This window comes from Rhodoferax ferrireducens, from assembly GCF_003347515.1.
Lineage (GTDB): Bacteria > Pseudomonadota > Gammaproteobacteria > Burkholderiales > Burkholderiaceae_C > Rhodoferax.
In genome coordinates, this window is the sequence record NZ_QEII01000133.1 from 1 (window position 1) to 1700 (window position 1700).

The window sequence follows — 1700 nt, forward strand, 5'->3', positions numbered from 1 at the left end:
GTAAGCGATCAATTAACCGCGTACTTTCGGTCGGGTGTGGAATCCGTGATGCTTGTGTCCGCGTAAACAACGTGGACATATGCGATGCAGAACAACTCAGAGGTATTGAGCGGATTGGTGGTGGGACACAAGAGTGATGGTCGGTGCCGATATGACCCAGATGTAAAGCAGGAATTGGTGCGCCGATGCTTGGCGCCTGGCGTGTCGGTGGCGCGCATGGCAATGCAGCATGGCATCAATGCAAATTTGCTGCGGTTGTGGATCATGAAGTCCGAGGGGCGAAGTGTTATCAGCACGCTGTCGGGCGTGGCAGCAAAAAAGCTGGAAATCTCACATGCGTTTGTTCCAGTGCAGATTCAAGCGCCGGTAGCGCCGACTACGCAGACCACGCCCGCACGGGTATCCCGCGCTCAGAGCAGTCTGCCAGCGACACTACCTCTGCGCATGCAGGTGCGGCTGGCCAACGGGGTGGAGGTCGACCTGGGAGAAGCCTGTTTGGACGATCTCACGGGGGTCATGCAAATGCTCAGTGTCTTGCCATGTTCGAGCTAAACGCCAGCCGCGTCGTCTACCTGCACCGCGATGCCATCGACTTTCGCAAGAACATTAACGGTCTGGCCAGCCTGGTCGAACACGCACTGGGAATGAACGCCTTTGCCAACGCCGTATTCGTCTTTGGCAACCGCAGGAAGGATCGCATCAAGATACTGGGCTGGGATCGCAACGGATTCTGGCTACTACAAAAACGCCTCGAAGGCGCGCGCTTTGTTTGGCCTGGAAAAGACCGTCCAGTCGTCGAACTCACGGTGCAACAGCTGCACTGGTTGCTCGATGGAATTGACCTCTCTGCGATGCGTGGTCACGCTGCTGTTTCCTTTCAAAAAGCGGCCTGAAACGTATTGAAAAAATGCTTCATTTATAGTGGTTTTGAAGGAACTTTTTCAGAGGGAATTTGATCAAAAACCGCAATGAATTTACCACCAACCCTTGAGGAATTCACTGCCTTGCAAGAGGCGTTGGTGGTAGCCAACCGACGCAGTGAATTACTCAACGGCGAACTGGTTCTGGTGCGCACCGAGCGCGACTTGCTCAAGGAGCGGCTCAACAAATTCATGCGCAAGATCTTTGCTGCCAAGAGCGAGGTCAGCAGTCAGAGTCAAAAGGATATGTTCTTCGTATTCAACGAAGCCGAAGTTCTGGGCGCACAGGCCCAGCCTGCAGCACAAGAAGACCTCGGCAGTGATGATGAAGGCATTGATGTTCCGGCTCACAAACGCGCCAAGCGCGGGCGCAAGCCTCTGGACCCAGCACTGCCGCGCCATGTGGTTCGCCATGAGCTGCCTGAGTCCGAGCGCGTATGTCCCCATGACGGATCGCCTCTGAAGGAAATCGGTGTTGAGCCCAGCGAGCAGTTGGACATCATCCCCCAGCAAGTGCGCGTCATTCGCCATGAGCGGGTCAAATACGCCTGCCCCTGCTGCGATGGCACATTGCGCCTGGCGCCCAAGCCCGTTCAAGTCATCCCCAAGGGCTTGTTCAGCGAAGGCCTGCTGGCCTGGGTCATCGCCTCCAAGTATTGCGATGGCCTGCCTCTGTACCGCCAGGCCGCCCTGCTGGGACGTTTTGGCGGGGGCGACCTCTCGCGCAACACCATGGCGGCCAGCATCGTGCGCGTGGGCCAGGCGGTGCAGCCTATCCTG

General features: G+C 57.0%; 3 protein-coding genes. All 3 read left to right on the plus strand.

Going from position 1 to position 1700, the window contains the following annotated elements; translation table 11 throughout:
* Positions 1–84: 84 nt before the first annotated feature.
* Positions 85–552: an IS66-like element accessory protein TnpA gene (tnpA, locus tag C5P05_RS00605; RefSeq protein ID WP_114967996.1), complete on the plus strand. Its 468-nt coding sequence runs from the start codon at positions 85–87 to the stop codon at positions 550–552.
* Positions 540–893, plus strand: a complete 354-nt coding sequence (gene tnpB / locus C5P05_RS00610) for an IS66 family insertion sequence element accessory protein TnpB (RefSeq protein ID WP_114967997.1) — start codon at positions 540–542, stop codon at positions 891–893. Before tnpA ends, tnpB begins: the two co-directional genes overlap by 13 nt.
* Positions 894–968: 75 nt before the next feature.
* Positions 969–1700, plus strand: a 732-nt coding sequence (locus C5P05_RS00615; protein WP_157979151.1) for an IS66 family transposase zinc-finger binding domain-containing protein, incomplete at its 3' end; no start/stop codon positions are given.

What these genes read in the sequence shown, in the direction of transcription:
- tnpA (WP_114967996.1), top strand. Translation starts at nt 85, where the DNA reads ATGCAGAACAACTCAGAGGTATTGAGCGGATTGGTGGTGGGACACAAG.
- tnpB (WP_114967997.1), top strand. Translation starts at nt 540, where the DNA reads ATGTTCGAGCTAAACGCCAGCCGCGTCGTCTACCTGCACCGCGATGCC.